The sequence below is a fragment of the Streptomyces sp. NPDC086023 genome, assembly GCF_044540325.1.
Lineage (GTDB): Bacteria > Actinomycetota > Actinomycetes > Streptomycetales > Streptomycetaceae > Streptomyces.
In genome coordinates this window covers 13,693-39,850 of the sequence record NZ_JBITRX010000030.1, presented here as the reverse complement: position 1 = coordinate 39,850, position 26,158 = coordinate 13,693, and the positions used below count along the sequence as shown (strand labels likewise).

General features: G+C 73.0%; 25 protein-coding genes. 15 read left to right on the top strand and 10 right to left on the bottom strand.

The features are described 5' to 3' along the window. Positions 1 to 372: 372 nt before the first annotated feature. Genes ACIF6F_RS34920 through ACIF6F_RS34900 form a run of 5 tightly spaced genes read right to left on the bottom strand, consistent with a single transcriptional unit; the run spans position 373 to position 2,049 of the window. The gene (locus tag ACIF6F_RS34920) at positions 373 to 888 is read right to left on the bottom strand and encodes a hypothetical protein (protein WP_399956844.1); all 516 of its coding nucleotides are present in this window, start codon (positions 886 to 888) and stop codon (positions 373 to 375) included. A gap of 9 nt (positions 889 to 897) precedes the next feature. Then, the gene (locus tag ACIF6F_RS34915) at positions 898 to 1,053 is read right to left on the bottom strand and encodes a hypothetical protein (RefSeq protein WP_399956841.1); all 156 of its coding nucleotides are present in this window, start codon (positions 1,051 to 1,053) and stop codon (positions 898 to 900) included. Beyond that, positions 1,053 to 1,421 (bottom strand): helix-turn-helix domain-containing protein, encoded by a 369-nt coding sequence (locus ACIF6F_RS34910; RefSeq protein ID WP_399956838.1) that lies wholly within the window; start codon positions 1,419 to 1,421, stop codon positions 1,053 to 1,055. Before ACIF6F_RS34910 ends, ACIF6F_RS34915 begins: the two co-directional genes overlap by 1 nt. Then, a complete protein-coding gene (locus tag ACIF6F_RS34905) occupies positions 1,418 to 1,780 on the bottom strand; it encodes a DUF6907 domain-containing protein (RefSeq protein WP_399956835.1) in 363 nt (120 codons plus the stop codon). Before ACIF6F_RS34905 ends, ACIF6F_RS34910 begins: the two co-directional genes overlap by 4 nt. Further along, positions 1,777 to 2,049: a hypothetical protein gene (locus ACIF6F_RS34900; protein WP_399956831.1), complete on the bottom strand. Its 273-nt coding sequence runs from the start codon at positions 2,047 to 2,049 to the stop codon at positions 1,777 to 1,779. The genes ACIF6F_RS34905 and ACIF6F_RS34900 overlap by 4 nt, the downstream gene beginning before the upstream one ends. A gap of 153 nt (positions 2,050 to 2,202) precedes the next feature. Between ACIF6F_RS34900 and ACIF6F_RS34895 the strand changes: the two genes are divergently transcribed. Together ACIF6F_RS34895 and ACIF6F_RS34890 are read left to right on the top strand one after the other, a co-directional pair. Continuing rightward, entirely contained in the window at positions 2,203 to 4,998 is a 2,796-nt protein-coding gene (locus tag ACIF6F_RS34895; protein ID WP_399956828.1) for a ComEC/Rec2 family competence protein, read from the top strand. After that, positions 4,905 to 5,717, top strand: coding sequence for a YceI family protein (locus ACIF6F_RS34890; protein WP_399956825.1), 813 nt, complete (start codon positions 4,905 to 4,907; stop codon positions 5,715 to 5,717). Before ACIF6F_RS34895 ends, ACIF6F_RS34890 begins: the two co-directional genes overlap by 94 nt. A gap of 135 nt (positions 5,718 to 5,852) precedes the next feature. Here the strand turns inward: ACIF6F_RS34890 and ACIF6F_RS34885 are convergent, their stop codons facing one another. Continuing rightward, complete coding sequence (locus ACIF6F_RS34885; protein WP_399956822.1) at positions 5,853 to 6,095, bottom strand: hypothetical protein; 243 nt, start codon at positions 6,093 to 6,095, stop codon at positions 5,853 to 5,855. Between the two features lie 93 nt (positions 6,096 to 6,188). Between ACIF6F_RS34885 and holA the strand changes: the two genes are divergently transcribed. Next, the gene (gene holA, locus ACIF6F_RS34880; protein ID WP_399956819.1) at positions 6,189 to 7,181 is read left to right on the top strand and encodes a DNA polymerase III subunit delta; all 993 of its coding nucleotides are present in this window, start codon (positions 6,189 to 6,191) and stop codon (positions 7,179 to 7,181) included. Positions 7,182 to 7,207: 26 nt separating this feature from the next. On the opposite strand, the gene ACIF6F_RS34875 is transcribed toward holA, so the two are convergent. Then, the gene (locus ACIF6F_RS34875; RefSeq protein WP_399956816.1) at positions 7,208 to 8,377 is read right to left on the bottom strand and encodes an acyltransferase family protein; all 1,170 of its coding nucleotides are present in this window, start codon (positions 8,375 to 8,377) and stop codon (positions 7,208 to 7,210) included. A gap of 445 nt (positions 8,378 to 8,822) precedes the next feature. Then, entirely contained in the window at positions 8,823 to 9,089 is a 267-nt protein-coding gene (gene rpsT, locus ACIF6F_RS34870) for a 30S ribosomal protein S20 (protein ID WP_399956813.1), read from the bottom strand. Between the two features lie 184 nt (positions 9,090 to 9,273). Here rpsT and lepA point away from each other — a divergent pair, with 184 nt between their 5' ends. The 4 genes from lepA to ACIF6F_RS34850 all read left to right on the top strand — a co-directional run bounded on the left by lepA (position 9,274) and on the right by ACIF6F_RS34850 (position 15,226). Then, a complete protein-coding gene (gene lepA, locus ACIF6F_RS34865; RefSeq protein WP_399956810.1) occupies positions 9,274 to 11,139 on the top strand; it encodes a translation elongation factor 4 in 1,866 nt (621 codons plus the stop codon). Positions 11,140 to 11,335: 196 nt separating this feature from the next. Then, on the top strand, positions 11,336 to 13,225 hold the full coding sequence (locus ACIF6F_RS34860; protein WP_399956806.1) for an AMP-dependent synthetase/ligase: 1,890 nt from the start codon (positions 11,336 to 11,338) through the stop codon (positions 13,223 to 13,225). 77 nt (positions 13,226 to 13,302) lie between these two features. Continuing rightward, on the top strand, positions 13,303 to 14,535 hold the full coding sequence (gene hemW / locus ACIF6F_RS34855; protein ID WP_399956804.1) for a radical SAM family heme chaperone HemW: 1,233 nt from the start codon (positions 13,303 to 13,305) through the stop codon (positions 14,533 to 14,535). A gap of 136 nt (positions 14,536 to 14,671) precedes the next feature. Beyond that, positions 14,672 to 15,226 carry a Uma2 family endonuclease gene (locus ACIF6F_RS34850; RefSeq protein WP_399956801.1) on the top strand — a complete coding sequence of 185 codons (555 nt, stop codon included), beginning with the start codon at positions 14,672 to 14,674 and terminating at the stop codon, positions 15,224 to 15,226. Between the two features lies 1 nt (position 15,227). Here the strand turns inward: ACIF6F_RS34850 and ACIF6F_RS34845 are convergent, their stop codons facing one another. Together ACIF6F_RS34845 and ACIF6F_RS34840 are read right to left on the bottom strand one after the other, a co-directional pair. Continuing rightward, positions 15,228 to 16,037 (bottom strand): DUF3097 domain-containing protein, encoded by an 810-nt coding sequence (locus ACIF6F_RS34845; RefSeq protein WP_399956798.1) that lies wholly within the window; start codon positions 16,035 to 16,037, stop codon positions 15,228 to 15,230. Positions 16,038 to 16,065: 28 nt separating this feature from the next. Next, entirely contained in the window at positions 16,066 to 16,791 is a 726-nt protein-coding gene (locus ACIF6F_RS34840) for an MBL fold metallo-hydrolase (protein WP_399956795.1), read from the bottom strand. Between the two features lie 141 nt (positions 16,792 to 16,932). Between ACIF6F_RS34840 and hrcA the strand changes: the two genes are divergently transcribed. The 8 genes from hrcA to ACIF6F_RS34800 all read left to right on the top strand — a co-directional run bounded on the left by hrcA (position 16,933) and on the right by ACIF6F_RS34800 (position 26,155). Next, positions 16,933 to 17,949, top strand: a complete 1,017-nt coding sequence (gene hrcA / locus ACIF6F_RS34835; protein WP_399956791.1) for a heat-inducible transcriptional repressor HrcA — start codon at positions 16,933 to 16,935, stop codon at positions 17,947 to 17,949. After that, positions 17,950 to 19,086, top strand: coding sequence for a molecular chaperone DnaJ (dnaJ, locus tag ACIF6F_RS34830; protein WP_399956788.1), 1,137 nt, complete (start codon positions 17,950 to 17,952; stop codon positions 19,084 to 19,086). Between the two features lie 267 nt (positions 19,087 to 19,353). Further along, positions 19,354 to 20,427 (top strand): nitronate monooxygenase, encoded by a 1,074-nt coding sequence (locus tag ACIF6F_RS34825; RefSeq protein WP_399956785.1) that lies wholly within the window; start codon positions 19,354 to 19,356, stop codon positions 20,425 to 20,427. Then, positions 20,424 to 21,170, top strand: coding sequence for a 16S rRNA (uracil(1498)-N(3))-methyltransferase (locus ACIF6F_RS34820; RefSeq protein ID WP_399956780.1), 747 nt, complete (start codon positions 20,424 to 20,426; stop codon positions 21,168 to 21,170). The genes ACIF6F_RS34825 and ACIF6F_RS34820 overlap by 4 nt, the downstream gene beginning before the upstream one ends. Before the next feature lie 93 nt (positions 21,171 to 21,263). After that, on the top strand, positions 21,264 to 21,623 hold the full coding sequence (locus ACIF6F_RS34815) for a histidine triad nucleotide-binding protein (RefSeq protein ID WP_399956777.1): 360 nt from the start codon (positions 21,264 to 21,266) through the stop codon (positions 21,621 to 21,623). 3 nt (positions 21,624 to 21,626) lie between these two features. Further along, positions 21,627 to 22,532, top strand: a complete 906-nt coding sequence (locus ACIF6F_RS34810) for a ribonuclease Z (RefSeq protein ID WP_399956774.1) — start codon at positions 21,627 to 21,629, stop codon at positions 22,530 to 22,532. A 230-nt stretch (positions 22,533 to 22,762) separates the two neighbouring features. Then, positions 22,763 to 23,887, top strand: a complete 1,125-nt coding sequence (locus ACIF6F_RS34805) for a carbohydrate kinase family protein (RefSeq protein ID WP_399956770.1) — start codon at positions 22,763 to 22,765, stop codon at positions 23,885 to 23,887. Positions 23,888 to 24,025: 138 nt separating this feature from the next. Further along, positions 24,026 to 26,155, top strand: a complete 2,130-nt coding sequence (locus tag ACIF6F_RS34800; protein WP_399956767.1) for a PhoH family protein — start codon at positions 24,026 to 24,028, stop codon at positions 26,153 to 26,155. Positions 26,156 to 26,158 lie beyond the last annotated feature (3 nt).

Here is a 26,158-nt window from a genome sequence, read left to right as displayed (position 1 = left end):
GCAATGCCGGTCACGTGCCGGGTTGAGACTCCTGCTCTCGCACTGGGTGGTAGGTGCACATAACCCCTTCTGGGGAGTGCACCACTCGCGTCTCACCTGCGGATTCGTCTCCGAAAGGGGTGGCCGCTTCCGGTGGGGGAGTGGCGGACGAATCGGACACGGCCCATGCGGCCGCCAGCCACGCGACCGGGACCGCGTAGATCAAGTGCGGTGCCCGCTCCAGCACCCGCCCGGCGAACGCCAGGCCTCCCACGGGCACGGCCAGACGGACCACCAGGGCGCCCACGGTGGTCACTTCGAACCAGCGGGCGGGCGACTCCAGCAGCAGCCCGGTACCGCGCGCCAGGCGTCGACCGACGTCGCCGAGGCTCGTCACAGCAGGCCCGTCACGGCGTCCCCAGCGGTCGAGACGACCGGCGAGAGGACGTAGCCGGCGATCCCCGCGACGCCGGAAGCCAGGCCGAGGCTGATGCCGGAGAGGATCGCGCGCAGGATCATCCAGTTGAAGCCTCGCCGCTTCGTCCACACCGCGATCAGGACCACGGTGGCGATGATGACGACGGCGTGCCCGCCAGGGCTGAGCACGAGGTGCGAGCTACGGGTGACGTTGGGGGTGTCGCCGCCGACCCCGTAGGCGAGCGCGGCGTCACCGATGGCCGAGGAGCCCCACAGGCTCCAGTCGGCACCCGCGCCGAGCAGACCGCCGGCGGACAGGATGAGCAGCATCCCGTACAGCCACACCAGCAGGAACGGCAGGAGCTTGACCAGGTGCTTGGGCTTGCCGGCCTGCTTGGCGCCGGGCCACCAGCGTGTGATCTCCCAGCCGAGGAGGGACAGGCCGACGGTGACCCCGCCGAGCGACACGATCCCGTAGGTGGGGAAGTCCATGAAGAGTCCTCAGAGGAGGGCCGCGCCGAGCGCGGCGAGCAGCAGGATGAAGGCGCACGAGCCGAGGGCCGGCGTGGCGTACAGATCGCGGGCGCGGGGCGGGCCCGCGAGGATCAACCCCGCGAACCCGCCAACCGCCGCAGCGGCGAACAGAACGGCGGACATCAGGCGGTGGCGGACGGGTAGTAGTCCGCGAACCGTGCGGCGTGCGCCAGCAGCTCTTCGGCCGCGGCGCGCAGCTCGGCGCACCAGCGCTGTGCCGTCGCATCGTCAGCGATCGTGTACGCCGGTTGAGCCGCGGCAACCGCCTGAGCTGCGGCGCCAGCCTGGCGCACCGCCGCTTCGGACTGCGCCACCCGGGCCGCCCGTCGCTCCGCCGGTGTCTGCGGTGGCGCGTCCGGCCTGACGAGGTCCCGGCGGACGGTGTCCTTCGACACGCCGAGCTGCGCCGCGATCTGGCGCGTTGATGCGCCACCTTGCGCCAGGCGGCGCACCTTGGCGCACCGGTCAGCGATTTCGGCCGGGCTCGTCACTGGTCACCGCCGGCGAGCAGGACCGCCAGATCGGCGGCCAAAGTTTGCAGGCGGCTGGCCTGGACCGTGTAGGCGGTGGCCAGCTGCCGCAGGCCGTCCGGGTCGAGGATCCGGGCGAAGTCCTGCTGCTCGACGTACAGCGCCGTGGGGCGGCGCCGGGCCGGCCCGAAGGGGTCGGCGGACAGCATCGCTACCAGCAGAGGGGTCCCGCCGAAGGCGAACCGGTGCTCGGGGCCCGTGTGGGAGATGTCGGCCCGGTGCTCGGGGGTGGTGTGCGGTTCGACGCACCAGGCCGGGCATGTGAGGGTGACCGGGCCGTGGTCGAGGGTGGGCACCACGACGGTGCGGGGAGCGGTCATCCCTCACCGCCGGCGGCGAGGCGGAGGAGACGGGCGTACTGGCCGCGGCTGCTTCCGTCCGGGACGTCGGGCGCGTGGGCGAGTACGTCGGCCTCGGCGCGCTCGGCGCGAGAGGTCCGACCGTGTCGGCGCTCCGCGTACGTGAGGGCGAGCGCGGTGAGGACGTTGCTGCGCATCGGCTCGGTCGGTCGCTCGGCGCTCAGCCGCGCGGCGAGGGCTAGGAGGAGGACGCGGGTGTCCGCGTCGGGCAGACGTGTACGGTCAGCCATGGGTCGTACTCCCTTTATATGGAAGGGGTTCGGCCAAGGCCCCCGGTTGGTGTTGCGAGCACCGGTCCGGGGGCCGTCCTTTGCGATTTTGCTAGATGGGTAACTACGTCTCGGCGAGCGCCGCTTCGCCGATCTGCGGGCCCTGGTGCGGCCGTGAGCGGCGCGGTGGTGCTGCCGGACGCGGAGCTGCGGGGCGGGGCGGGGGAGCCGGAGCGGGAGGGCCCGTTGGACCTCCGGCTGGTCGGGCCCGCCCTCGGGGCCTGGGGCGCGGCGGCCCTCGCGCTCGGGATGCCGGGCGGGTGGACGGCGGCCGGTGTGGTGGCCGCGCTCGTGCTGGGCGGTGTGCTGCTGGCCCGGGGCGCCGGGGGCGGGGCGGTGCGGCGGCTCGGGGGGAGCGCGGTGGCCGGGGTGCTGCTGTGCGGGGCCGCCGGGGGCGCGGTCGCGGGGCTGCGGTCCGCCGAGGCACGGGCGGGTCCGGTGCCGGAGCTGGCCCGCGGACACGTCCGGGTGGTGGCGGAGCTGACGGTCACCTCCGATCCCCGGCGGACCGGGACCGGGCCGCCGTCCGTGCTGCTGGACGCGGAGCTGACCCGGGTGACCGGGCCCGACGGCACGGTGACCGGGACCGGTACGCGGGTGCTGGTCGTGGCCCGGCACGAGGGCTGGACGCGGTTGCTGCCGTCGACCCGGGTGCGGGCCGTGGTGCGGCTGGCGCCCGCGCGGGAGGCCGGGGACCGGGCCGTGGCGGTGGCGCGGGTGGGCACGGGTGCCGCTCCCGAGGTGACCGGGGGACCGAGTCGGCTCCAGCGCGCGGCCGGTGCGCTGCGGTCCGGGCTGCGCGAGGCCACGGACGGGCTGGCGCCGGATGCGCGGGCGCTGCTGCCCGGACTGGTCGTCGGGGACACCTCCCGGGTGCCGCCGGACCTGCACGAGGCGTTCCGGGCCACCGACCTGGTCCACCTGCTCGCCGTGTCCGGCTCCAACCTCACGGTGGTGCTGTTCCTGCTCATCGGGCCGCCGAACCGGGCGCTGCGGGCCGAGCGGGGCGGCCTGGCGCCCCGGCTGGGACTGTCCCTCCGCGGGACCGCGCTCTGCGGTGCGGGGCTGACCCTCGCCTTCGTCGTGGTGTGCCGGCCGGACCCGAGCGTGCTGCGGGCCGCGGCCTGCGGTGCGGTGACGCTGCTCGCGATCGGTACCGGGCGCCGCAGGTCCCTGGTCCCTGCGCTGGCCGCCGCGGTGCTGCTGCTGGTCCTCTGGGACCCGTGGCTGGCGCGCAGCCCGGGGTTCCTGCTGTCCGTGCTGGCCACCGGGGCGCTGCTGGTGCTTGCTCCGCGGTGGAGCGCCGCGCTGCGGCGGCGCGGGGTGCCCGGCAGGCTCGCGGAGGTGCTGGCGGCGGCCGCGGCGGCCCAGGCCGTGTGCGCCCCGGTGGTGGCGGTGCTGGCCGCCCGGGTGAGTCTGGTGGCGGTGCCGTGCAACCTGCTGGCCGAGCTCGCGGCGGGGCCGGCGACCGTGCTGGGGTTCGCGGCGCTGGCGGCGGCTCCCGTGGCCATGCCGGTCGCGGAGGCGCTGGCCTGGTGCGCCGGGGTGCCCGCCGGGTGGATCGCGGGGGTGGCCCGGACGGGTGCGTCGTTGCCGGGTGCGGAGGCCGGATGGCCGGGAGGGGTGGGCGGCGGGCTGCTGCTGGCCCTGGTGACGCCGGTGGCCGTGTGCGTCGCGGGCCGGGCGCGGTGGCGGTGGTGGGCCGGGGTGCCGGTCGCGCTGGTCCTCGTACTGGCGGTGCTGCGGCCGGTGCCGGTGACGCGGGTGCTGACCGGGTGGCCGCCGCCGGACTGGCGGTACGTGCAGTGCCCGGTCGGGCAGGGCGATGCCGGGGTCCTCGCGGCCGGCCCGGGTACGGCCGTGGTGGTGGACGCCGGGCCGGAGCCGGGGCCGGTGGACCGCTGTCTGCGCGAGCTGTCCGTCACCCGGGTCCCGCTGGTGCTGCTGACGCACTTCCACGCCGACCACGTGGGCGGGCTGGCCGGGGTGCTGCGGGGCCGGGCCGTCGGCGTCGTGCGGACCACGGCGTACGAGGAGCCGCGGGAGCAGGCCGCGTTCGTGCGGCGGACCGCCGCCGCTGCGGGGGTGCCGGTGGCCCGGGTGTGGGCGGGGGAGCGTGCGGGCGTGGGGGCGGTGCGGTGGGAGGTGTTGTGGCCGCCCGAGGGTGATCCGCCGTCGGGGAGCCCCAACGACGCGAGCGTGGTGCTGCTGGTGCGGGCCGGCGGGGTCAGCCTGCTGCTCCCGGGCGACCTCGAACCGGCCGCCCAGAGCGCGCTGCTGACCGCCCGTCCGGAGCTGGGGCCGGTGGACGTGCTCAAGGTCGCCCACCACGGCTCGGCGCACCAGGACCCCGCTCTGCTGGAGCGGCTGCGCCCGCGCCTGGCACTGGTCCCGGTGGGGGAGAACCGCTACGGCCACCCCGCCCCCGGCACGATGGCGGCCCTGCGGAGATCCGGGGCGGCGGTCCTGCGGACGGACGAGGACGGGGCGGTGGCGGTGCTCGGGACGGGGCCGCGGCTCCGGGCGGTGGTCTCCGGGAACCGATGGGGCGTCAGGAGGCGTCCGCTACGGATGCGTGACAGCGGGTCGGGGAACAGCAGCCCGTCACCGCGCCCTTACAAGGGGCGTCGGGTACGGGCGATGCCATACCGGGCGGCATCATTCTGTTTGCCCCACACCCGACAGCATGATCGAATGCCTCTTCGCCAGAAGGGCGTCAATCCATACAGCACGGGGGTGCTCCACACATGTTCGGTCGCCGACGGGGGCTTGAGACGGCCGGAAGTTCCAGTTCGACCCAGCTCGCGACGCTGGAGGTGCCGCCGTCCGCGGGGGTGCTCAGCGTCCGGGTGCTCGACCCGGGCCAACAGCCGGTACGGCAGGCCGCTTTCGAGGTCACCGACCCGATAGGACGCCGTGTCGTGACGGGCGAGAGCGATCCGTACGGCGGCTTCGTCGCCACCGTGCCGGAGGGCGAGTACCGGATCGCCGTCACCGCGGAGGGCTATGCGCCGTACCACGCGTCGACGCTGCTGGTGGCCGGCGGCCGGCCGGGGCCCGGCGACATCGTGCTGGAGCCGGTGGACCCGCCGCTCCTCCCGGAGCCCGGGCACTGGGAGCTCGACCCCGGCCACTCGGCGGTCTGCTTCACGGCGGGGCACCTCGGGCTGGCCAGGATCCGGGGCCGGTTCAACACGTTCGCGGGGGCGGTGCGCATCGCCGACCGCATGGAGAACTCCTCCATGCACGTGATCATCGACGCGGCGGGCATCGACACCGGGGTCCGCATGCGGGACGACCACCTGCGCTCGGCGGACTTCCTCGACGCGGCGCGCCATCCGACCATCGAGTTCTACAGCGAGCGGTTCATCCACCGGGGCGGCAGCCGCTGGGCGGTGGCGGGGGCGCTGACCCTGCACGGCGTGAGCCGTTCGGTGACCCTCGACACGGAGTACCTCGGCGTGGGCACGGGCATGGAGGGCGAGACCAGGGCCGCCTGCCGGGCGACGACCGAACTCCACCGCGAGGACTTCACGCTGACCTGGCAGTCGATGCTGGCCCGCGGGATAGCGGCGGTCGGCTCCAGCGTCGCCGTGGACCTCGACGTCCAGATCGTCCGCAAGAACTGACCCCGGCCGTGGGGGGGGGGGGGGGGGGGGGCCCCCCCCCCCCGCCCGGGCCCCCCCCCCCCCCCCCCCCCCCCCCCCCCCCCCCCCCCCCCCCGCGGGGCGGGGGGGGGGCCCGCCCCCCCCCCCCCCCACGGCTCAGGGGGCCTCCAGCCAGCCTTCGTACGCGGCGGCGAGCTCGTCCAGGGCCGCCGGGTCGAGGCGGGCGTCGGGGTCCTCCAGGACGACCAGCCACTGGGCGTCCTCGGCGTCGTCCTCACCGGCCAGGGCGTCGCGGACCAGCTGGGGTTCCTCACCGATGCCGAAGCGGTCGGCGACTTCCTCGGCCACCTCCTCCGCCGCGTCGCGGTCGGGCAGCACCAGTACATGTCGAGCGTTCACCGGACCATTCTCGGGCACGGCGTCCGGACGTCCGGCGGGGAGTCCCGCCGGGCGGGGACCGGGTGTCAGCGGGGCGTGGGATGCTGGACGGCGATGGCCACCAGGAAGAACTCCACCGACGATCCCCTCGCCCCGCTCACCCTCGCGGTGGGGCAGGAGGACCTGCTGCTCGACCGTGCCGTGCGGGAGGTGGTGGCGGCCGCCCGGGCCGCCGACCCCGACACCGACGTGCGCGACCTCACCCCGGACCAGCTCCAGCCGGGCACCCTGGCCGAGCTGACCAGTCCGTCCCTGTTCTCCGAGCGCAAGGTCGTGGTCGTGCGCAACGCGCAGGACCTGTCCGCCGACTCGGTCAAGGACGTCAAGGCGTACCTCGGCATGCCGGCGGAGGAGATCATCCTCGTGCTGCTGCACGCGGGCGGGGCCAAGGGCAAGGCCCTGCTGGACGCCGCCCGGAAGGCCGGTGCCCGCGAGGTGCAGTGCCCCAAGATGACGAAGCCGGCGGACCGGCTTGCCTTCGTACGGGGAGAGTTCCGGGGTCTGGGCCGCTCGGCCACGCCGGGGGCGACGGAGGCCCTGGTCGACGCCATCGGCAGCGACCTGCGGGAGCTGGCCAGTGCGGTCACCCAGCTGTGCGCGGACGTCGAGGGCACCGTCGACGAGGCCGTGGTCGGCCGCTACTACACCGGCCGGGCCGAGGCCTCCAGCTTCACGGTGGCCGACCGGGCGGTGGAGGGGCGCGCGGCGGAGGCCCTGGAGGCCCTGCGCTGGTCGCTGTCCACGGGCGTGGCCCCGGTGCTGATCACCAGCGCGCTGGCCCAGGGCGTACGGTCCATCGGCAAGCTCGCCTCCGCCCCGCGCGGCGCCCGCCCGGCCGACCTGGCCCGGGACCTGGGCATGCCGCCGTGGAAGATCGACCGGGTCCGGCAGCAGATGCGGGGCTGGTCGGCGGACGGCGTGGCGACCGCGCTGCGCGCGATCGCCGAGGCCGACGCCGGCGTGAAGGGCGGGGGCGACGACCCGGAGTACGCCCTGGAGAAGGCGGTGGTGGCCGTCGCCCGCGCCGCCCGCCCCGGCCGCTCCTGACCCCGGCCGGCCCGCCGCGACCGGCGCTACGGCGCGGCGGCCGACCGCCTCCGTGACGGGCCGGCCTTCTCCAGTCCCGTCGCGAGCCAGCGCCGCAGCCGCAGGCCCAGCGGCCGTTCGACGAAGCGGTGCACCGCCCAGGACGCGGCCAGCAGCGTGGTGATCAGCCCGGTGAGCAGCGCCAGGGGCGGCACCGTGCCGTGCAGCCGCTGGATGGCGAACCAGCCCAGGCGCTCGTGCAGCAGGTAGAGCGGATAGGTGAGCGCGCCGGCGGGCACCAGCCAGGCCCGGTTGAAGAAGTTCAGCCGGCCCAGCGCGGCCGCGAGCACCACGCCGTAGAAGGCCGTCACCAGGACCAGCGAGGCGGTCCAGGACACCTGGACCCGGCTCCACGCCTCGGCTCCCCGCACGAGGGTGAGCAACTGGTGCTGGGCCATCAGCCAGGACCCGCCGAGCATCAGCCAGAGCAGCGGCGACGTGCCGAAGCGGTACATGAGGAAGATCAGGACGCCGCCGATGAAGAAGGGGGCGTACTGCGGCTGGAACATCACCACGAGCAGCGGGATCCCGGAGACCGGGGCGAGGACCGAGCCCAGCATCCAGATCCCGCAGAAGGCCATCACCCGCCGGTACGTGAGCCCCCAGACCAGCAGTCCGCCGAAGAGCACGTAGAAGCGCAACTCGGCCCAGAGCGACCAGTACGACGGGTCGACGTGCGGGACCTTGAGCGGCTCGTGGAGCATCGTGAGGTTGGTCAGCACCCGCGAGGCGGTCATCCCGGTGTCCCCGGACAGCCGCATCGCCACGGCCGTCGCCAGCACGCAGAACCAGAACGCCGGGAAGAGCCGCACCACCCGCGAGACGGCGAAGTCCCGCACGCTCCGGCCCCAGCAGGACATGCAGATCACGAAACCGCTGATGAGGAAGAACAGCTCGACCCCGAGCCAGCCGTACTGCGCGAAGCGGTGCAGCAGCGGGAAGACGTCCTCGGTGCTCGCGGCCCACACCCCCGCCACGCCGTAACGGTCGTAGCCGGCCAGGTGGTACAGGACCACCGCCAGCGCGGCGAGGAGCCGCAGCCCGTCGAGCGCGTACAGCCGGGAGGGCCGTCGCGCCGGAATGATCTTCGCGCTGCCCGGCGGCGAGCCGGCCCGGCCTGCCGCCGGTTTGAGATCGGGAACGGTCGATGTCGTCACGTGTGCGGGATCCCCCCCCGTTTGGTTACTTGGCGGTAGTGATCCTATTCAGCCCGTTTGCGCAGCTGGGCAGGCCCGCCGTGGGGAGGGGCCCGGACGCGGCCGGTCCGCATACGGTGCCGAGGGGTGCGCTGCGGCCCCTCATCGGGACCGCTGAGACCGCGGCTCTCCGGTGGGGCTGCGGTGGTTCAGCAGGTTCCGCGCCGCAGCGACCGTCTCCGCGGATGCGTGCTGCTTCCTTCCTCGGCGGTCGTGGTCCCGCCCCGGGGCCGGACATGCCGAAGGCCCCGGGCCGTCCTGGGGAAGGACGGGCACCGGGGCCTTCGGTTCGAGATGAGTGCGCCGCACCCGCGTGGCGAACGCAGGCCGCGTGCGGCGCGGGGTTGCCGGTCAGGAGCGGATGAGAGGGCCCGCTTGGTCCCTTCCGGCGATCACATCAGAGTGCTCAGCCCTGGAGGGAGGCAACCTTGGTGGCCAGCGCCGACTTCTTGTTGGCGGCGGCGTTCTTGTGGATGACACCCTTCGAGACAGCCTTGTCCAGCTTCCGCGACGCGGCACGGGCGGCAGCGGTGGCCTTCTCGGCGTCGCCGGCGACGACGGCCTCGTTGGCCTTGCGGATGTAGGTGCGCAGCTCGGACTTGACGGACTTGTTGCGCAGGCGCGCCTTCTCGTTCGTCTTGTTCCGCTTGATCTGGGACTTGATGTTCGCCACGAAAGAGCCTTTTCAGGTTCAGAGTTTCTTCGGAAGCGTCCCGCCGCTGAGAGGGCAGACGAGACACAGCTGTCCACGGTATCAGCTGCCGTTCGGGCGGCCCAAACCGAGCGCACTCGCGCGGGCGTGGGACCATGGGTACCTGCGTATCGATCCGACTTCCACCCGAGAATCAGGACACTAGGTGCCCGCGACCCCCAGCAACGTGCCCGAGCCGAGCCGTACCGACCCGGCGCTGATCCGCAATTTCTGCATCATCGCGCACATCGACCACGGCAAGTCGACCCTCGCCGACCGGATGCTCCAGCTGACCGGTGTCGTCGACCAGCGGCAGATGCGCGCCCAGTACCTCGACCGCATGGACATCGAGCGTGAGCGCGGCATCACCATCAAGTCCCAGGCCGTCCGTCTGCCGTGGGCACCGACGGCGGGTGAGGGTGCGGGGAAGACGCACATCCTGAACATGATCGACACCCCGGGGCACGTGGACTTCACGTACGAGGTGTCCCGTTCCCTCGCGGCCTGCGAGGGCACGATCCTGCTCGTGGACGCGGCGCAGGGCATCGAGGCCCAGACCCTCGCCAACCTGTACCTGGCGATGGAGAACGACCTCGCGATCGTCCCGGTCCTCAACAAGATCGATCTGCCGGCCGCCCAGCCGGAGAAGTTCGCCGAGGAGCTGGCGAACCTGGTCGGCTGTGACCCCAGCGACGTCCTGCGGGTCTCCGCTAAGACCGGCGTCGGCGTGGACACCCTGCTCGACCGCGTCGTGCAGACCGTCCCGGCGCCCGTCGGCGTGGCCGACGCGCCCGCCCGCGCGATGATCTTCGACTCCGTCTACGACTCGTACCGCGGTGTCGTCACCTACGTCCGTGTCGTCGACGGCAAGCTCAACAAGCGCGAGCGCATCCGGATGATGTCCACCGGCGCCACGCACGAGCTGCTGGAGATCGGCACGAACTCGCCCGAGATGCTGGCCGCCGACGGCCTCGGCGTCGGCGAGGTGGGCTACCTGATCACCGGTGTGAAGGACGTCCGCCAGTCCAAGGTCGGTGACACGATCACCCAGATGACGGGCGGCGCCACCGAGGCCCTCGGCGGCTACAAGGACCCGAAGCCCATGGTCTTCTCGGGCCTGTACCCGCTGGACGGCTCGGACTACCCGGACCTCCGCGAGGCCCTCGACAAGCTCCAGCTCAACGACGCCGCCCTGGTGTACGAGCCGGAGACCTCCGCCGCGCTCGGCTTCGGCTTCCGCGTCGGCTTCCTCGGCCTGCTCCACCTCGACGTGATCCGCGAGCGCCTGGAGCGCGAGTTCGGCCTCGACCTGATCGCCACCGCGCCGAACGTGGTCTACCGGGTCGTCCTGGAGGACGGCAAGGAGGTCACGGTCACCAACCCGAGCGAGTTCCCCGAGGGCAAGATCTCCGAGGTCTACGAGCCGGTCGTGCGCGCCACGATCCTCGCGCCCACCGAGTTCATCGGCTCGATCATGGAGCTGTGCCAGACCCGCCGCGGCACCCTCCTCGGCATGGACTACCTCTCCGAGGACCGCGTCGAGATCCGCTACACCCTCCCGCTCGCCGAGATCGTCTTCGACTTCTTCGACCAGCTGAAGTCCAAGACCCGCGGGTACGCCTCCCTCGACTACGAGCCCACCGGCGAGCAGGCCTCCAGCCTGGTCAAGGTCGACATCCTGCTGCACGGCGACAAGGTCGACGCCTTCTCCGCGATCACCCACAAGGACGCGGCCTACGCGTACGGCGTGCGCCTGGTCGCCAAGCTGCGCGAGCTCATCCCGCGGCAGGCGTTCGAGGTGCCCGTCCAGGCCGCCATCGGCTCCCGGGTCATCGCCCGCGAGACGATCCGCGCCATCCGCAAGGACGTCCTCGCCAAGTGCTACGGCGGTGACATCTCCCGCAAGCGGAAGCTGCTGGAGAAGCAGAAGGAAGGCAAGAAGCGGATGAAGATGGTCGGCTCCGTGGAGGTCCCGCAGGAGGCCTTCATCGCGGTGCTGTCCAGCGACGAGTCCGGCGCGAAGAAGAAGTAACCACGTTGTCCGAAAACGGGCCCCCACGCAGACGCGCGGGGGCCCGTTTCGTTATGAACCGGCCGCACTCTGGCTCTTACGCCCCGGCCGGGCGGCCTCTACTCTGATCACTGCTCGATGGTTACTCGCCAGTTACAAAAACCCGCCAGTCCCCACGCTCCCACGCAACTCCGCGTGGACCGGTCCGGAGGATGTCGTGAGCGACACAAAGTCCTTGATCGAGAATCGCCCGCCCACCGTGGCGTCCGTCTTCCTTGAGCGCGTTGCCGCCACGCCCGACGGCGAGGCCTACCGCTATCCCGTCCCGGCGGCCTCGGGCCAGGGGCCGGACGAGTGGAAGTCGCTCAGCTGGGGACAGGCGGCCGACCGGGTCTTCGCCATCGCCGCCGGTCTCATCGCCCTCGGCGTCGAGCCGGTCCAGCGCGTCGCCCTCGCCTCCAACACCCGCGTCGAGTGGATCCTCGCCGACCTCGGCGTGATGTGCGCCGGCGCCGCGACCACCACGATCTACCCGAGCACCAACGCCGAGGAGTCGGCGTTCATCCTCTCGGACTCCGACAGCCGGGTGCTCATCGCCGAGGACGCCGCCCAGCTGGCCAAGGCCCGTGAGCACCGCAAGGACCTGCCCGGCCTGCACCACGTCGTGGTCCTGAACGCCGACGACGCCGTCCCGGCCGAGGGCGACCCCGAGGGCTGGGTGCTCTCCCTCGCCGAGCTGGAGGAGCGCGGCAACGCCCACCTGGCCGAGCACCCCGAGGCCATCAAGGAGCGGATCGCGGCGATCACCGCCGACCAGCTCGCCACCCTGATCTACACCTCCGGCACCACCGGCCGCCCCAAGGGCGTCCGGCTGCCGCACGACAACTGGTCGTACATGGCCAAGGCCACGGTCGCCACCGGCCTGATCACCGCCGACGACGTCCAGTACCTGTGGCTGCCGCTGGCCCACGTGTTCGGCAAGGTCCTCACCTCGGGCCAGATCGAGGTCGGCCACGTCACCGCCGTCGACGGCCGAATCGACAAGATCATCGAGAACCTGCCGGTCGTGCAGCCGACCTACATGGCGGCCGTGCCGCGCATCTTCGAGAAGGTCTACAACGGCGTCGCCGCCAAGGCCCGCGCCGCCGGCGGCGCCAAGTACAAGATCTTCCTGTGGGCCGCCGAGGTCGCCCGCGAATACGCGAAGGTCACCCAGGACAACTTCCGCCGCACCGGCAAGGCGACCGCGCCCTTCGGCCTCTCCGCCAAGCACGCCATCGCCGACAAGCTCGTCTACGGCAAGCTCCGCGAGGCCTTCGGCGGCAACCTGCGCGCCTGCGTCTCCGGCTCCGCCGCCCTCGCCCCCGAGATCGGCTACTTCTTCGCCGGCGCGGGCATCCACATCCTGGAGGGCTACGGCCTGACGGAGTCCAGCGCGGCGTCCTTCGTCAACCCCGGCGAGGCCTACCGCACCGGCACCGTCGGCAAGCCCCTCCCCGGCACCGAGGTCCGCATCGCCGACGACGGCGAGATCCTGCTGCGCGGCCCGGGCATCATGGAGGGCTACCACGGGCTGCCCGAGAAGACCGCCGAGGTCCTGGAGGCCGACGGCTGGTTCCACACCGGCGACATCGGCGAGCTCTCGCCCGACGGCTACCTGCGGATCACCGACCGCAAGAAGGACCTGATCAAGACCTCCGGCGGCAAGTACGTCGCCCCGGCCGAGGTCGAGGGCCAGTTCAAGGCGATCTGCCCCTACGTCTCCAACATCGTCGTCCACGGCGCCGACCGGAACTACTGCACCGCCCTCATCGCCCTCGACGAGGCCGCCATCCTCGGCTGGGCCGCCGAGCACGGCATGGAGGGCAAGCCGTACGCCGAGGTCGTGGCCGCGCCCGAGACGAACCGCCTGGTCGAGACGTACGTCCAGACCCTCAACGAGGGCCTCCAGCGCTGGCAGACGATCAAGAAGTTCCGGCTGCTGCCCCGCGACCTGGACGTCGAGCACGGCGACCTCACGCCCAGCCTCAAGCTGAAGCGGCCGGTCGTCGAGCGCGAGTTCAAGCACCTCATCGACGAGATGTACGAGGGCTCCCGCGAGGCCTGACCCGGACCCGCGCCCCGGCAGCGGGACGCGACCGGCATCACGTCCGACACCGTCGGGCGGTACGGGACAATGGGCCCATGCCTTCCGTACTGCCCGATGGTGAGCCCGTGCCCGACGACGGGGCGCTGCCTCCGCATGCCCTGGAAGGCGCCGACGACCGCCCGCTCGGCTTCTACCTGCACGTTCCGTACTGCGCCACGCGCTGCGGCTACTGCGACTTCAACACCTACACCGCCACCGAGCTGCGCGGCACCGGCGGCGTGCTCGCCTCCCGCGAGAACTACGCCGACACCCTGACGGACGAGATCCGGCTGGCCCGCAAGGTCCTCGGCGGCGACCCCCGCGAGGTGCGCACCGTCTTCGTCGGCGGCGGCACGCCCACCCTGCTGCCCGCCGCCGACCTCGTCCGCATGCTCGCGGCGATCCGGGACGAGTTCGGCCTGGCCCCCGACGCCGAGGTCACCACCGAGGCCAACCCGGAGTCCGTCGGCCCCGAGTACCTCGCCGAGCTGCGCGAGGGCGGCTTCAACCGCATCTCCTTCGGCATGCAGAGCGCCCGGCAGCACGTCCTGAAGGTGCTCGACCGCACGCACACCCCCGGCCGCCCCGAGGCCTGCGTGGCCGAGGCGCGCGCCGCCGGCTTCGAGCACGTCAACCTCGACCTCATCTACGGCACCCCGGGCGAGTCCGACGACGACTGGCGGGCCTCCCTGGACGCCGCGCTCGGCGCCGGCCCCGACCACGTCAGCGCGTACGCCCTGATCGTCGAGGAGGGCACCCAGCTGGCCCGCCGGATCCGCCGCGGCGAGGTCCCGATGACCGACGACGACGTGCACGCCGACCGGTACCTCATCGCCGAGGAGGTCCTCTCCGGCGCCGGCTACCACTGGTACGAGGTGTCGAACTGGGCCACCTCCGAGGCCGGCCGGTGCCTGCACAACGAGCTGTACTGGCGCGGCGCCGACTGGTGGGGCGCGGGCCCCGGCGCTCACAGCCACGTCGGCGGCGTCCGCTGGTGGAACGTGAAGCACCCCGGCGCCTACGCCGCCGCCCTCGCCGCCGGCCGCAGCCCCGGCGCCGGGCGCGAGCTGCTGTCCGCCGAGGACCGGCGCGTCGAGCGGGTCCTGCTGGAGCTCCGGCTGGCCGACGGCTGCCCGCTGGACCTGCTGGCCCCGGCCGGGCTCGCGGCCGCCGGCCGGGCGCTCGCCGACGGCCTGCTGGAGCCCGGCCCGTACGCCGAGGGCCGCGCGGTCCTCACCCTGCGCGGCCGCCTCCTCGCGGACGCGGTGGTCCGCGACCTGGTGGACTGACGGAGCCGCCGGCTCGGCTCGCAGCGACGGCAGCGTTCACCCACCGGGGTGAACCCACGCGGAACCCCCGGGACGCTGCCTAACCTGTCCATAGCCTGGCGCCGTAGCTCACGGCGGCAGAAGTGGAGGCACGGAGATGACCGCTGTGGACGATCGCCGGATGACCGAGTTCTTCGAGAGTCTCCAGGCTCCCGAGGGCATCAAGGTCGAGCTCCTCAGGGGGGAAATCGTGATGATGGCCGGGCCGGACCTGGTCCACAACCTGATCGTGGAAGCGATCCAGGACTCGATTCCCCGCGATCGCTGGCTCCGGCTGCAGACCCAGGACGTCGACCTGCTGAGGGAGTCGAGCGAGCCGCAACCGGATCTCGTCGTCGTGCCCAGGGAGGCCGCGCCCGGGTCCGGACGTCTCATGCCCGTCGAGGTCGTCACGCTCCTCGTCGAGGTGGTGTCCAAGACGAGCAGGCTCCGGGACTACGTGACCAAGCGTTCCCTCTACGCGGCCGGCGGCGTGCCCGCGTACCTGATCGTGGACCCCTTCGAGGCCAAGTGCACGATGCTCACCGAGCCCTTCGGTTCCGGGGAGCAGGCCGGGTACCGGGCGGAACGGACCAGCAAGTTCGGGGAGCCGGTTCCGCTGGCGGGCCTGGGCCTGGTCCTGGGCACCGAGGAGTTCGGCACCCTGCCGTAGGTCACGCGGGCGCCGTCACGAAGTCGATCAGTTCTTCCACGCGGCCCAGCAGGGACGGCTCCAGGTCCTGGTACGAGCGGACGCGGGACAGGATGTGCTGCCAGGCCGCGCCCGTGTTCTGCGGCCAGCCGAGGGCGCGGCAGACGCCGGTCTTCCAGTCCTGGCCGCGCGGCACCTCCGGCCAGGCGGCGATGCCCAGGGAGGACGGCTTCACCGCCTGCCAGACGTCGACGTACGGGTGGCCCACCACCAGCACGTCCGCCCCGGTCACCGCGGCCGCGATGCGGGACTCCTTCGAGCCGGGGACCAGGTGGTCCACCAGCACGCCCAGGCGGGCGTCCGGGGCGGGGGCGAACTCGGCGACGATGGCCGGGAGGTCGTCGACGCCCTCCAGGTACTCGACCACCACGCCCTCGATGCGCAGGTCGTCGCCCCACACCCGCTCGACCAGCTCCGCGTCGTGGCGCCCCTCCACGTAGATGCGGCCGGCCCGGGCCACCCGCGCCCGGGCCCCGGGGACCGCCACAGAGCCCGAGGCCGTCCGGCCGGGGCCCGCGGCCGCCGGGCGCGCGGAGGGCCGTACGAGGGTCACCACGGCCCCCTCCAGCAGGAAGCCGCGCGGCTCCAGGGGGAACGCGCGGCGCTTGCCGAAGCGGTCCTCCAGCGTCACCGTGCCGCCCTCGCAGGCGACCACCGCACCGCACCACCCGGTGGCCACCTCCTCGACCACCAGATCGTGGTCCGCCGGCACCTCGGGCGCGGGCCGGGACTTCTTCCAGGGCGGGGTCAGGTCGGGACCGTACTGTCGCATTCGCACGACAGTAGGAACGGCGTCACCCTCACGCGCGCGACACGCCGAAACGACGGGCCAGTGTGTCGCGCTGCTCATGGACGAACCGGGCATCCACCACCGAACCGTGCCCCGGCACGTACAGCGCGTCCTCCCCGCCCAGCGCCAGCAGCCGGTCCAGCGCCGCCGGCCACCGGCCGGGCACCGCGTCCGGCCCGGCCTGGGGCTCCCCGGACTCCTCCACCAGGTCCCCGCAGAACACGACCTCCCGCTCGCCGGGCACCAGCACGGCCAGGTCGTGGCCGGTGTGCCCCGGCCCCACGTTCGCCAGCAGCACCTGCACCCCGCCCAGGTCCAGCGTCCACTCGCCCGAGACGTGGTGCCGGGGCGGCACCAGCAGCTCCGCGGCCTCCGCCGCCTCCTCCGCCGCGAGCCCGTGCCGCACCGCGGACTCGCGCAGCTCCTCACGCTCCGCCACGAGCAGCGCGTCCAGGCCGACCGCGCCGAACACCTCGGGCCCCGAGAACGCCGCGGCACCCAGAACATGATCGAAATGGCCGTGCGTGAATGCGAGGTGCGTCACTCTCCGGCCGGTCAGCAGCTCCGCCTGAGCCCGCAGCTCGGCGCCCTCCCGCACGCACGAACCGGGGTCGACCATGAGCACCGAACGGTCCCCCACCACCAGTCCCACCGTGCAGTCCCACACCGGGAGCCGCCGCCGGCCGGTGCGCCCGGTCAGCCGTTCCCACCCCGCCTCTTCCCAAGCCACGTCCATACCGCGACGCTACCGTGACGGGCCGCCCTTGCTAGGGGCGTACCCCGCCGCCGTACACTGACCGGGGGATCTCTGGCACTCACACGCATCGAGTGCCAAGCCAGTGAAACGAACCGGGCATCACAGCTGGAGGTGTGCGCGATGCTCAGCGAACGCAGACTCGAGGTGCTGCGCGCCATCGTCCAGGACTACGTCGGGACGGAGGAGCCGGTCGGCTCCAAGGCACTCACGGAGCGCCACAAGCTCGGCGTCTCGCCGGCCACCGTGCGCAACGACATGGCGGTGCTGGAGGACGAGGGCTACATCGCCCAGCCGCACACCAGCGCCGGCCGCATCCCGACCGACAAGGGCTACCGCCTCTTCGTCGACCGGCTCGCGGGCGTCAAGCCGCTGTCGAGCCCGGAGCGCCGGGCCATCCAGAACTTCCTGGACGGCGCGGTCGACCTCGACGACGTCGTCGGCCGCACGGTCCGGCTGCTCGCGCAGCTGACCCGGCAGGTCGCCGTCGTGCAGTACCCGAGCCTCACCCGCTCCACGGTGCGCCACGTCGAGCTGCTCTCCCTCGCGCCGGCCCGGCTGATGCTCGTACTGATCACCGACACCGGCCGGGTCGAGCAGCGCATGGTCGACTGCCCGGCGCCGTTCGGCGAGACCTCGCTGGCGGATCTGCGGGCCCGGCTGAACAGCCGGGTCGTCGGCCGCCGGTTCGCGGACGTGCCGCAGCTGGTGCAGGACCTGGCGGAATCCTTCGAGACCGACGACCGGGGCACCGTCCAGGTCGTGCTCTCCACGCTGCTGGAGACACTGGTCGAGGAGACCGAGGAGCGGTTGATGATCGGCGGCACCGCCAACCTCACCCGCTTCGGACACGACTTCCCCCTCACGATCAGGCCGGTGCTGGAGGCGCTTGAGGAGCAGGTCGTGCTCCTCAAGCTGCTCGGCGAGGCCAAGGAACCGGGCGTGACGGTACGCATCGGGCACGAGAACGCCCACGAAGGGCTGAACTCCACGTCCGTCGTGTCGGTCGGCTACGGTTCGGGCGGCGAGGCAGTCGCCAAACTCGGCGTGGTCGGACCGACCCGCATGGACTACCCCGGAACGATGGGAGCGGTACGCGCAGTGGCACGTTACGTCGGACAGATCCTGGCGGAGTCGTAAGTGGCCACCGACTACTACGCCGTACTCGGCGTACGCCGCGACGCGTCCCAGGACGAGATCAAGAAGGCCTTCCGCCGCCTGGCGCGCGAACTCCACCCGGACGTCAACCCGGACCCGAAGACGCAGGAGCGCTTCAAGGAGATCAACGCCGCCTACGAGGTGCTGTCGGACCCGCAGAAGAAGCAGGTCTACGACCTCGGCGGCGACCCGCTGTCCGCCTCGGGCGGCGGCGGTGCGGGCGGCTTCGGCGCCGGTGGCTTCGGCAACTTCTCGGACATCATGGACGCCTTCTTCGGTACGGCGTCCCAGCGCGGCCCGCGCTCGCGCACCCGGCGCGGCCAGGACGCGATGATCCGTCTTGAGCTGGAGCTCGACGAGGCGGCCTTCGGCACGACCAAGGACATCCAGGTCGACACCGCCGTGGTCTGCACGACCTGCTCCGGCGAGGGCGCCGCACCCGGCACCTCCGCCCAGACCTGTGACATGTGCCGCGGCCGCGGCGAGGTCTCCCAGGTCACCCGGTCCTTCCTGGGCCAGGTCATGACCTCGCGCCCCTGCCCGCAGTGCCAGGGCTTCGGCACCGTCGTCCCGACCCCGTGCCCCGAGTGCGCGGGTGACGGCCGGGTCCGCTCCCGCCGCACCCTCACGGTCAAGATCCCGGCCGGTGTGGAGAACGGCACGCGGATCCAGCTCGCGGGCGAGGGCGAGGTCGGCCCCGGCGGCGGCCCCGCCGGCGACCTGTACGTCGAGATCCACGAGCTGCCGCACCCGGTCTTCCAGCGGCGCGGCGACGACCTGCACTGCACGGTCACCATCCCCATGACGGCGGCGGCCCTGGGCACGAAGTGCCCGCTGGAGACGCTGGACGGCATGGAGGAGGTCGACATCAGGCCCGGCACCCAGTCCGGCCAGTCGATCCCGCTGCACGGGCGCGGCGTCACGCACCTGCGCGGCGGCGGCCGCGGCGACCTGATCGTCCACGTCGAGGTGCAGACCCCGGCGAAGCTGGACCCGCAGCAGGAGGAACTGCTGCGCCAGCTGGCGAAGCTGCGCGGCGAGGAACGCCCGACGGGCCAGTTCCAGCCCGGGCAGCAGGGGCTGTTCTCGCGACTGAAGGACGCTTTCAACGGCCGCTGACGGCGGTGGCCCCCGGCGGCGGGGGCCTTGCCGGGGGTCCGGGGGTGGCCCCCGGGCGGACACGGTCAGCCCGGGCAGCAGGGGCTGTTCTCGCGGCTGAAGGACGCTTTCAACGGCCGCTGACCGTGCGCGGAGCGTGCTCCGGCGGCCGCTGGGCGAACGCCCAACGGCCGCCCGGAGAACCGCCGGTGCACCGGCTCCGGGCGGACTATGCCAGGCGAATGCCCTGATTCGGCACCGTGCGGGGGACATGGCACGATGCAGGTCATGTCCTCCGCGCTGAGCGATCTCCACCCGCACCCGATCGTGCAGGCCCCCATGGCGGGCGGCGCCTCCGGCCCGCAGCTCGCCGCAGCCGTGTCCGACGCGGGCGGACTGGGCTTCCTGGCCGGCGGCTACAAAACCGCCGACGGCATGTACCAGGAGATCAAGCGGATGCGCGCGCTCACCCGCGCGCCGTTCGGCGTGAACCTCTTCATGCCCCAGCCCGGCCACGCCGACCCCGCCGAGATAGCGGCCTACCGGGGCCAGCTCGCGGGCGAGGCCGCCTGGTACGACGCGCCGCTGCCCGAGGACGTCGACGACCGCACCGACGACGGGTACGACGCCAAGCTCGCGATCCTGCTCGACGACCCCGTCCCGCTCGTCTCCTTCACCTTCGGCTGCCCCGCCCCCGAGCTGCTGGCCGCCTTCGCCGCCGTGGGAACCCGTACCGTCGTCACCGTGACCTCCGCGGAGGAGGCCCGTACCGTCCAGGCCGCGGGCGCCGACGCCGTGTGCGTCCAGGGCATCGAGGCCGGCGGCCACCAGGGCACCCACCGCGACGATCCCGAGACGGACTGCGCCGGCTTCGGACTGCTCCCGCTGGTGGCGCAGGTACGCGAGGCCGTGGCCCTCCCGATCATTGCAGCCGGCGGGCTGATGCGCGGCGCCCAGATCGCCGCCGTACTGGCCGCCGGGGCGGAGGCCGCCCAGCTCGGCACCGCCTTCCTGGTCTGCCCCGAGTCGGGCGCCAGCCCCCTGCACAAGCGGGCCCTGACCGACCCGCTGTTCTCCCGCACCGAACTCACCCGGGCCTTCTCGGGCCGCCCCGCCCGGGGCCTGGTCAACCGCTTCATGCGCGAGCACGGCCCCTACGCGCCGGCCGCCTACCCGCAGGTCCACCACCTGACCAGCGGGCTGCGCAAGGCCGCGGCCGAGGCCGGCGACCCGCAGGGGATGGCCCTGTGGGCGGGGCAGGGGCACCGGCTGGCCCGGACGCTGCCGGCCGCGGAGCTGGTGGAAGTCCTCGTGGCCGAACTGGCAGAGGCGCAGAGCGCGTTGACAAGGAGTGCGTCATGACAGCCCCCGTATTCGTGGTCGAGAAGGTGCCCGCCGGGCCCGAGTTCGTCCTGGACGGCCCGGAGGGGCGGCACGCGGTCTCCGTCAAGCGGCTGGAGCCGGGCGAGGACGTCGTGCTCACCGACGGCCGCGGCCAGTGGGCCGAGGGCGTCGTGAAGGCCGCCGAGGGCAAGGACCGGCTGGTCGTCACGGACCTGCACGAGGTGCTGACCGAGCCGGACCCGCGGCCGCACATCACGGTGGTCCAGGCGCTGCCCAAGGGCGACCGCGGGGAGCTTGCCGTCGAGACCATGACCGAGACCGGCGTCGACGCGATCGTGCCGTGGCAGGCCTCCCGCTGCATCACCCAGTGGCGGGCCGAGCGCGGGGCGAAGTCGCTGGCCAAGTGGCGCAACACGGCCCGCGAGGCCGGCAAGCAGTCACGCCGGGTGCGGTTCCCCGAGGTGGCGGAGGCGATGTCCACCCGGCAGGTCGCGCAGCTGCTGGCCGGCGCCGACCTGGGCGTGGTGCTGCACGAGGACCGGGACCACCCCTCCGAGGCGCTGGCCACGGCCGCCCTGCCGGAGACCGGTTCGATCGTGGTCGTGGTGGGCCCCGAGGGCGGGGTCTCGCCGGAGGAGCTGGCCGTCTTCGCGGAGGCGGGGGCGCGGCCGTACCGGCTCGGGCGCTCGGTGCTGCGCACCTCGACGGCGGGCACGGCCGCGGTGGCCGTCCTGCTGGCCCGCACCGGCCGCTGGTCGTGACACCGGGGCCCGGCCGGGAAACGGGGACGCCCGCGCGGCAGGGGGCCGATACGATGCGCCCGTACCGATCAAGGAGCCGCGAGGAGGCCGCACATGGCTGGCGAGGCACAGCCCGACTGCCTGTTCTGCAAGATCGTCACCGGTGATGTCCCGGCCACGATCGTGCGGGAGACCGAGACCACCGTCGCCTTCCGCGACATCAACCCCCAGGCACCGACGCACGTCCTGGTGATCCCCAAGGCGCACTACCCGGACGCGGCCTCCCTGGCCGCGGCCGAGCCGGCGCTGGCCGCCGACGTGCTGCGCGAGGCCGGGGCGGTGGCCGCGGACGAGAAGGCCGACGGCACCGGCTACCGCGTGGTGTTCAACACCGGCGCGGGCGCCGGCCAGACCGTCTTCCACGCGCACGCCCACGTCCTCGGCGGCCGCGGCCTCGAATGGCCCCCCGGATAAGCCGTGTCCGTACGGGAATTCGTGGTGCTGGGCACGGCGAGCCAGGTGCCCACCCGCCACCGCAACCACAACGGCTACCTCCTCCGCTGGGACGGCGAGGGCTTCCTCTTCGACCCGGGCGAGGGCACGCAGCGGCAGATGCTGCGGGCCGGCGTGGCCGCGCACGACATCGACCGGATCTGCATCACGCACTTCCACGGCGACCACTCGCTCGGCCTGGCCGGGGTGATCCAGCGGATCAACCTCGACCAGGTGCCGCACCCGGTCACCGCGCACTACCCGGCCAGCGGCCAGGTCTTCTTCGACCGGCTCCGGTACGCCACGGCGTACCGCGAGACGGTGCGCATCGACGAGGCCCCGGTCGCGGCGGACGGAGTGCTGGCCAAGGGTGACGCGTACACCCTGGAGGCACGCAGGCTCTCCCACCCGGTGGAGTCCTTCGGCTACCGGATCACCGAGCCCGACGGGCGGCGCATCCGGCCCGAGCTGCTGGCCCGGCACGGGATCAGCGGCCCCGACGTGGGCCGCATCCAGCGCGACGGCGTCCTGGACGGCGTCACGCTCGACCAGGTCAGCGAGCACCGGCCGGGCCAGAGCTTCGCCTTCGTCATGGACACCCGGCTGTGCGAGGGCGTGCACGCCCTCGCCGAGGGCTGCGACATGCTGGTGATCGAGTCCACCTTCCTCGACGAGGACGTGCGGCTGGCCACCGAGCACGGCCACCTGACCGCCGGGCAGGCGGCCACGGTCGCGCTGGAGGCGGGGGTGAAGCACCTCGTGCTGACCCACTTCTCCCAGCGGTACACCGACCCGGAAGCCTTCGAGCGGCAGGCGCGGGCGGCGGGCTTCCAGGGCGAGCTCACGGTCGCCCAGGACCTCCTGCGCGTCCCGCTCCCGAAGCGCCGGTAGCGGGGGCGGGCGGGTCGGGGCCGGACACGACCCGCTCCCGCCCGCCCGGCCCCCCGCCCGGCGCCCCCGCCCCGCCCGCCCCTCCCCGGCGCCCCGGCGCCCCGGCGCGGCCCCGTGCGGAGCGTGCAGAGTCGAGCCCTGCTGTAGTGATCTGGGACACACTGGGTTTGAGCCGACTGCCGGCGGGCAGGGCTGCACACTTTCTCGCGTACGGACCCGGGGAGCACGCCATGGCCAGCAGGAACGGACAGCACCGCCGGGGCGCCCTGGACCCGCTCAGAGAGGTCCGCGCCCCGCAGGACCCCGGCTGCGACGTCTTCCTGACCGGCACGGTCTTCCTCGACATCATCTTCACCGGCCTCGACTCGGCCCCCGTGCGCGGTACGGAGTCCTGGGCGCGCGGCATGGGACAGAGCCCCGGCGGCGTCGCGAACATGGCCACCGCCCTCGCCCGCCTCGGGCTGCGCACCAGCCTGGCCGCGGCCTTCGGCGACGACTTCTACGGCGAGTACTGCTGGGACGCGCTGGAGCAGGGCGAGGGCATCGACCTGTCCCAGTCCCGCACGGTGCCCGGCTGGCACTCGCCGGTGACGGTCTCCATGGCCTACGAGGGCGAGCGCACGATGGTCTCCCACGGCCACGAGGCGCCCCCTCCGGCCGGTCCGGGGCCCTTCCCGGACTGCCCGCCCCGGGCCCGGGCCGCGGTGGCCTCCCTGGAGCCGGGCAGGCCGGAGGAGTGGATCGCGGCCGCGGCCGGCCGGGGGGCCCGGATCTTCGCCGACGTGGGCTGGGACGAGACCGGCCGGTGGGACCTGGACGGGCTGGCCGGCCTGGCGCACTGCGAGGCCTTCCTGCCCAATGCGGGGGAGGCCATGCGGTACACCGGCGAGGACGACCCGCGGGCGGCGGCCCGGAAGCTGGCCGAGCGGGTGCCGATCGCCGTGGTCACGATGGGCGAGCGGGGCTCGTACGCGGTGGACGGGCGCACCGGGGAGACCGCCGAGGTACCCGCGATCGCCGTGGAGGCCCTCGACCCCACGGGCGCGGGCGACGTGTTCGTGGCGGGCTTCCTGACCGGCACCCTCGCCGAGTGGCCGCTCGCGGACCGGCTGGCCTTCGCGGGGCTGACCGCCGCCCTGTCCGTGCAGGAGTTCGGCGGCTCCCTCTCGGCGCCCGGCTGGCCCGAGGTCGCGGCCTGGTGGCGCGGAGTGCGCTCGCTGCCCGGCGGGGTGCCCGAGGGGTTGCGGCACTACGGGTTCCTGGACGGACTGCTGCCGGGCGACGCGCCCTCCCCGGAGCCGGCGGGGGCCCGGCGGCGGGCCGTGCCGACGATCGGCTTCCGCAACACCGCGTGAGCGGCGGGCTGCACGCCGTCCACGGTCCGGAAAACCCCCTCGGATCACCGCGAGCGGCGTCGTACGCTTGGAAGTCCAGGAGGCCGCGACCGGCGGGGCCTCACTACGGGAGGTATGCGCAGGCCACAGTGCCAGCCCATGACTCAGACACCCACAGCCAGCAGCCGCCCCCAGCGCCCCGAAGGCGCGGGTGACGCCCTTCTGCCGGGCCAGGCGCGAGCCCATTTCACCGTTCCCGCGAAGCACCCCATGGTGATGGTGCTCGGCTCGGGTGACGCCCTGTTGCGCGTGATCGAGAGGGCCTTCCCCGCCGCCGACATCCACGTGCGCGGCAACCAGATCAGCGCGGTCGGTGACGCGCGTGAAGTCGCTGTGATACAGCGGCTCTTCGACGAGATGATGCTGGTGCTCCGCACCGGTCAGCCGATGACGGAGGACGCAGTGGAACGCTCGATCGCCATGCTCACGGCGAGCGAGAACGGCAACGGGCCCGACGAGACGCCGCACGAGGTGCTCACCCAGAACATCCTCTCAAGCCGCGGCCGCACGATCCGCCCCAAGACCCTCAACCAGAAGCGGTACGTCGACGCGATCGACAAGCACACGATCGTCTTCGGCATCGGCCCGGCCGGTACCGGCAAGACCTACCTCGCCATGGCGAAGGCGGTCCAGGCCCTGCAGTCCAAGCAGATCAGCCGGATCATCCTGACCCGGCCCGCCGTCGAGGCGGGCGAGCGGCTCGGCTTCCTGCCGGGCACGCTCTACGAGAAGATCGACCCGTACCTGCGGCCGCTGTACGACGCGCTGCACGACATGCTCGACCCAGATTCCATCCCGCGCCTGATGGCCGCGGGCACGATCGAGGTCGCGCCGCTGGCCTATATGCGTGGCCGCGCCCATCCGACCTTCACGAAGGTCCTGACGCCCGACGGCTGGCGCCCGATCGGCGACCTCCAGGTCGGTGACCTGGTGGTCGGGTCGAACGGCGAGCCGACCCCGGTCCTCGGCGTCTACCCGCAGGGCGAGAAGGACATCTACCGCGTCACCGCCCAGGACGGCGCGTCCGTGCTCTGCTGCGGGGAGCACCTGTGGACGGTGCGCACGGCTGCAGACCAGCGTCGTGGCAAACCGTGGCGAGTGCTGGAGACCCAGGAGATGATCGGCAGCCTCCGCGCGGGTCACGCGCGCCGCTACGAGCTGCCGCTCCTCACCGCCCCCGTCGAGTTCCCGGCGCGGGAGGTCCCGATGGACCCTTACGCCTTGGGCCTGCTGCTGGGCGACGGGTGTCTCACCGGCTCCACCACGCCTTCCTTCGCCACGGAAGACGAGGAACTGGTCCGTGCCCTGGAGGCGGCGCTCCCCGGCGTCGTCGCGCGGCACCGGGGAGCGCCCGACTACGTCCTCAACCGGGTGAAGTCGCCGGGCGACGTGGTCACCCTGGAGAATCCGGTCACCCGGATGGTGCGCGAGCTGGACCTGATCGGTACCCGCTCCCACTCCAAGTTCGTGCCGGACGACTACCTGTTCAACACGGCAGAGGTCCGTCTCGCGGTGCTGCAGGGCCTGTTGGATGCCGACGGCGGTCCGGTCGTGCAGCAGGACCGCACCTGCAGGGTGCAGTACTCGACGGCGTCGATCCTCCTGCGCGACGACGTGATCGCGCTGGTCCAGTCACTCGGCGGCGTCGCGTACACGCGGCGGCGCCCTGCGGAGGGACGCCACCAGGGCAACGCCGTGGCCGCTCATCGGTACGACTCCCACGTGGTCGACATCAGGCTCCCCGAAGGGATCGAGCCCTTCCGCCTCACCCGCAAGGTCGAGAAGTACCACGCGGCAGGCGGTGGCGGCCGTCCGATGCGCTTCATCGACTCCATCGAGCCGGCGGGGCGGGAGGAGGCGGTGTGCATTCAGGTGGGCGCAGAGGACTCGCTGTACGTCACGGAGGACTACCTGCTGACGCACAACACCCTGAACGACGCCTTCATCATCCTCGACGAGGCGCAGAACACGAATCCCGAGCAGATGAAGATGTTCCTGACGAGGCTCGGCTTCGACTCGAAGATCGTCATCACGGGCGACGTGACCCAGGTCGACCTGCCGGGCGGCACGAAGTCGGGGCTGCGGCAGGTCCAGGAGATCCTCGACGGCGTCCCCGATGTGCACTTCTCCCGGCTCACGTCGCAGGATGTCGTACGGCACAAGCTCGTCGGCCGTATCGTCGACGCGTACGAGCAGTACGACAGCCGCAACGGTTCCCAGGGGAAGTAGTCC

Bases quoted from the DNA above. Each gene is read 5' to 3' on its own strand.
- ACIF6F_RS34900 (WP_399956831.1), bottom strand. From the start codon at position 2,049: ATGGCTGACCGTACACGTCTGCCCGACGCGGACACCCGCGTCCTCCTC.
- hrcA (WP_399956791.1), top strand. From the start codon at position 16,933: ATGCTCAGCGAACGCAGACTCGAGGTGCTGCGCGCCATCGTCCAGGAC.
- ACIF6F_RS34845 (WP_399956798.1), bottom strand. From the start codon at position 16,037: ATGCGACAGTACGGTCCCGACCTGACCCCGCCCTGGAAGAAGTCCCGG.
- ACIF6F_RS34915 (WP_399956841.1), bottom strand. From the start codon at position 1,053: ATGTCCGCCGTTCTGTTCGCCGCTGCGGCGGTTGGCGGGTTCGCGGGG.
- holA (WP_399956819.1), top strand. From the start codon at position 6,189: ATGGCCACCAGGAAGAACTCCACCGACGATCCCCTCGCCCCGCTCACC.
- ACIF6F_RS34825 (WP_399956785.1), top strand. From the start codon at position 19,354: ATGTCCTCCGCGCTGAGCGATCTCCACCCGCACCCGATCGTGCAGGCC.
- hemW (WP_399956804.1), top strand. From the start codon at position 13,303: ATGCCTTCCGTACTGCCCGATGGTGAGCCCGTGCCCGACGACGGGGCG.
- ACIF6F_RS34815 (WP_399956777.1), top strand. From the start codon at position 21,264: ATGGCTGGCGAGGCACAGCCCGACTGCCTGTTCTGCAAGATCGTCACC.
- ACIF6F_RS34820 (WP_399956780.1), top strand. From the start codon at position 20,424: ATGACAGCCCCCGTATTCGTGGTCGAGAAGGTGCCCGCCGGGCCCGAG.
- ACIF6F_RS34850 (WP_399956801.1), top strand. From the start codon at position 14,672: ATGACCGCTGTGGACGATCGCCGGATGACCGAGTTCTTCGAGAGTCTC.
- ACIF6F_RS34805 (WP_399956770.1), top strand. From the start codon at position 22,763: ATGGCCAGCAGGAACGGACAGCACCGCCGGGGCGCCCTGGACCCGCTC.
- ACIF6F_RS34920 (WP_399956844.1), bottom strand. From the start codon at position 888: ATGGACTTCCCCACCTACGGGATCGTGTCGCTCGGCGGGGTCACCGTC.
- ACIF6F_RS34905 (WP_399956835.1), bottom strand. From the start codon at position 1,780: ATGACCGCTCCCCGCACCGTCGTGGTGCCCACCCTCGACCACGGCCCG.
- ACIF6F_RS34840 (WP_399956795.1), bottom strand. From the start codon at position 16,791: ATGGACGTGGCTTGGGAAGAGGCGGGGTGGGAACGGCTGACCGGGCGC.
- ACIF6F_RS34800 (WP_399956767.1), top strand. From the start codon at position 24,026: ATGACTCAGACACCCACAGCCAGCAGCCGCCCCCAGCGCCCCGAAGGC.